Genomic DNA, 3,620 nt, shown 5'->3' on the forward strand with positions numbered 1-3,620 from the left:
GCGGCAGCGGCGGCGCGCATCGGGCACGCGCCGCCGCCGGAACTCAGCCCACGTCGTCCGGAACGGCGAACCGGAGCTGCTCGCGGCAGAACCGTTGCCACTCCGCGCTTTCGTCGCGGTACGCCGGCTCGTCGGCGAACGCGTCGGCCGTCACGCTCAGGTCGTCCCACAGGAACAGCGGTCCCCCTGCGGCGTGCGTGGCGACCCAGTCCGACGCCGGCTCGAAGGCCCGGAGCGCCTCGGGCGGGTAGGCCCGGCTGTAGCGCAGCATCCTCACGCTCCCGGCGACTGGGCCGCAGCCATCGCCGTGCGCAGGCTCTTCGGCCGCATGTCGGTCCACACCCGTTCGATGTGGTCCAGGCAGTCGCGCTTCGGGCCGCGGACGCCGGCCTCCGTCCAGCCGCTGGGCAGTTCGCGTCCCACCGGCCAGATCGAATACTGCTCCTCGTGGTTGATCACGACCGCGTACTCACGGGTGTCTTCGGCTTCAGACATCGGTGCGTGCCTCCTCCTGCTCGATGGGGTTGTGCCGCGCCGCCCGGGCCGCGCGGATCACCTGCCGCGCCGCCGCGGCCACCCAGACCCCGGCGGCACACAGCAGGACGGCGTACAGCAGCGTCACGACGTAACCCAGCCACGCCACGTCGTCGCCGACGCCGGCCAGGCCGAGGGTGACGCGGGAGATCCGCGTGGTGTCCATCGCGGTCCAGAGCCGGAACAGCTCGCCACCCCAGCTCAGCAGCGGCACCGCCAGCGTGAACACCGCCAGCGCGCGGCCGCGCAGCAGCAGGGCGGCCGCGACGCCGGTCAGCACGGTGACCCACCACCAGCCGAGCTGGTTGCCGCCCCAGTCCAGGACGACCCCGGCGGCGGCGACGGCCAGGACGCGGACCCAGGTCCGGCCGCGGGTCGCCGTATCGGCTCCGGTTGCCGTGGTGCGCCGGCCGGGCAGCTGCCCGGTCAGGGATTGAGTGTCCATGTCCGCCCCTTCGTCGCGGCCAGGGCGGATTCGCCCTCGAGAATCGGTCGGTTGCGTCCGGCGAACCAGTCGGCGAGCCGGTCCGAATACCAGGGGGACGCCGGGTTTTCGCTCTGCCCGCCGGGGTAGATCCCGACCGACTGCCCGGTGCCCCAGTCGACGACCATGCGCCAGCTGGCCCCGCCGACGGCCACGCCGGTGAGCGGCTTGCCGTGCCGCACCGGCGCGGCGCTGACCACGGAGTTGATCGTGCGGCCGCTGCCGCCGGAGGCGAAGGGCCCCAGGTCCAGCACCGGCGACTGCAGCAGCGACGCGATCATCACCTTGTGGTTGTCGCCGAGCTTCCAGCTGCGCACGTCGGGTCCGCGCTTGCCCTGCAGGTCCGTGACCGCGGAGGCGAACGCCTGCCGGATCACCTCCGGAGCGGTGTGGGTCGTCGAACCCGGCGGGGCGAACAGCGGATTGCCGACGTCGCCGATGCTCAGGTTGATCAGCAGGCCGTTGAGCCCGTCGACGGCGTAGGTGCTGTCGTTGGTCCGCGGCGTGAACACGTCACGCGGCGGCGCCGGGATCTTGTACTGCTGCCACACCGGGTGCCACACCGCATACCCGTAGAGCACCATGAACCGGCCCCAGACGGTGGCCGCGGCGGAGTCGGCGGTCAGGGTGTAGTCCCAGTTCTTCAGCGCCTCCAGCGCCTGGGTCTGCACCGGGTCCCACGACCCGGCTTCCAGGTCCTTCAGCACCGTCGGCAGCAGGGCGCGGGCCACGTCGTCGACCATGGACATCTGCAGGTCCTGCATCTGCTGCGAGGTCACCCCGGTGGTGCCGGTGAGCGCCTTGGTGATCTCGGTAGACCGCCAGCCCTGGTCGAAGAAGTCGTACCCGCGGCCGTAGTAGTACGGGTAGTCGGTGCCGACCTCGCGCTGGTTCGCCGTCTGCGCGAACCCGGACGGCGGGTTGTAGGTGCTCGGCAGCGCTTCGAACGGGATGCTCCCGGTGACGTCGCACTCCCCGGTGCCGGACATCGGCAGCCACGGCAGGCAGCGGTCGGGGGTCTGCGCCTGCAGCCCGGCGTTGGCGATGCCGATGTTGCCGGCGTCGTCGGCGTAGGCGAAGTTCTGCGCCGGGGTGTTCCAGCCGCGCAGCGCCTGGCGGAACTGGTCGAAGCTGGTGGCCTTCTCGACCGCGAGCATGCTGTCGAAGTTGTCGCTCGGCAGCGTCCCGGTGAACCAGACGGCGGCGGTGACCCCCTGGACGGTCATCACCGGGCCGTGCACGGTCATCCGGGTGGTGTACTCGACCGTCGAGCCGTCGTGCTGCCCGATCTTGTTGACGATCTTCGTCATCGGCCGCCACTGCCCGTTCCAGAAGTACTGGTCGGGATGCGCCGCGTCGGTCTTCTCCAGGTAGTAGAAGGTGCCCGGCCGCTGGGAGTTGGTCAGGCCCCAGCTGATGTGCTGGTTCTTGCCGTCCAGCACCGCCGGGATCCCCGGCACCGTCACGCCGGCCAGCTGGTAGCCCGGGGAGCGCAGCTCCACCTGGTACCAGATCGACGGGACGGTCAGGTTCAGGTGCGGGTCGGAGGCCAGGATCGGCTTTCCGGAGGCGGTGTGCTTTCCGGAGACGACCCACGCGTTGCTGTTGCCGATGGTGTGGACGGCGTTCGCGGGCAGCTGGGCGAGGCGGTCCTGGAACTGCGCCGACGCCTCGATCGCCTGCGGTGAGGTGCCGACCGCGAACCCGTCCGGCGGCGCCGCGCCGCCGGCGGGCGCCTGCTGCACCGTGCCCCCGCCGCCGGTCGTGCCGGACGGCGGTGCCGGGGTGCCGTCGTCGCGCGCCGGGATCGGCGTCAACGGCAGCTTCCGGTACGGGCCCGGGTCGTACGGGTACTGCGGGTTCTGCCCGACGGCGTGGTAGAGCTGCTCGAACTTCTGCTCGCCGAAGGCGCCGGCGATGTAGCTGAAGGCGGTCGGCAGCGGGTCGAACGACAGCGTCTGGGTCTCCAGCCGCTGCACGGCCAGGCTGTCGACCGGGGTCCACTGCTCGACCGGGAAGTCCATGAGCTTGTAGTAGAGCGGCAGCGCGTTGTCCTGCTTCAGCTGCGCGACGGCGGCGTTGACGCCCTGCGCGTACTCGGTGAGCACCGCGCGGGCCGGGGAGCCGGGTGCCATCGCGTTCCAGTCGCGCTGGGCCGCGCGCAGCAGGCCGAGGTCGAGCTCGTACTCGTCGGAGGTCAACGCGGCGGGGTCGCTCGTGGTCTCGGCCAGCCGGCCTTCGGCCTGGCGCCGGGCCAGGTCCATTTCGAACAGCCGGAAGCGGGCGTGGGTGTAGCCCAGCGCCCGGTACATGTCCGCGTCGGTGCCGGCGGCGATGTGCGCGGTGCCGTCCGCTTCGAACGACACGGTGGCCCCGCCGGACAGGCCGGGCAGGGTCAGGTTCTGGTCGTGGGGCGGGTTTCCCTGGTCGGCGGTGACCCACACGCCGGTGCCGGGGTTGACGGCCGCGCCCAGCGGCGGGAGCGTGCCGGCGCCGGCGACCGACACCTGCAGGACCACCACGGCCAGCGCGAGGGCGCCGACCAGGGAGGCCGAATGCAGGCCGAGCCGGCCACGCGGCGTCAGTTTCCTTCTCATCGGGC

The 3,620-nt window shown here is 72.0% G+C and carries 4 protein-coding genes; all 4 read right to left on the reverse strand.

The genetic code is table 11. The features are described 5' to 3' along the window. Positions 1 to 43: 43 nt before the first annotated feature. Genes AB0M93_RS03100 through AB0M93_RS03115 form a run of 4 tightly spaced genes read right to left on the reverse strand, consistent with a single transcriptional unit; the run spans position 44 to position 3,615 of the window. On the reverse strand, positions 44 to 271 hold the full coding sequence (locus AB0M93_RS03100; protein ID WP_364267790.1) for a hypothetical protein: 228 nt from the start codon (positions 269 to 271) through the stop codon (positions 44 to 46). Positions 272 to 273: 2 nt separating this feature from the next. Next, positions 274 to 495 carry an MbtH family NRPS accessory protein gene (locus AB0M93_RS03105; protein ID WP_364267792.1) on the reverse strand — a complete coding sequence of 74 codons (222 nt, stop codon included), beginning with the start codon at positions 493 to 495 and terminating at the stop codon, positions 274 to 276. Beyond that, entirely contained in the window at positions 488 to 979 is a 492-nt protein-coding gene (locus tag AB0M93_RS03110; RefSeq protein ID WP_364267794.1) for a hypothetical protein, read from the reverse strand. Before AB0M93_RS03110 ends, AB0M93_RS03105 begins: the two co-directional genes overlap by 8 nt. Beyond that, positions 961 to 3,615 (reverse strand): penicillin acylase family protein, encoded by a 2,655-nt coding sequence (locus AB0M93_RS03115; RefSeq protein ID WP_364267796.1) that lies wholly within the window; start codon positions 3,613 to 3,615, stop codon positions 961 to 963. The genes AB0M93_RS03110 and AB0M93_RS03115 overlap by 19 nt, the downstream gene beginning before the upstream one ends. Between the last annotated feature and the right edge of the window lie 5 nt (positions 3,616 to 3,620).

The organism is Amycolatopsis sp. NPDC051102, assembly GCF_040682815.1.
Lineage (GTDB): Bacteria > Actinomycetota > Actinomycetes > Mycobacteriales > Pseudonocardiaceae > Amycolatopsis.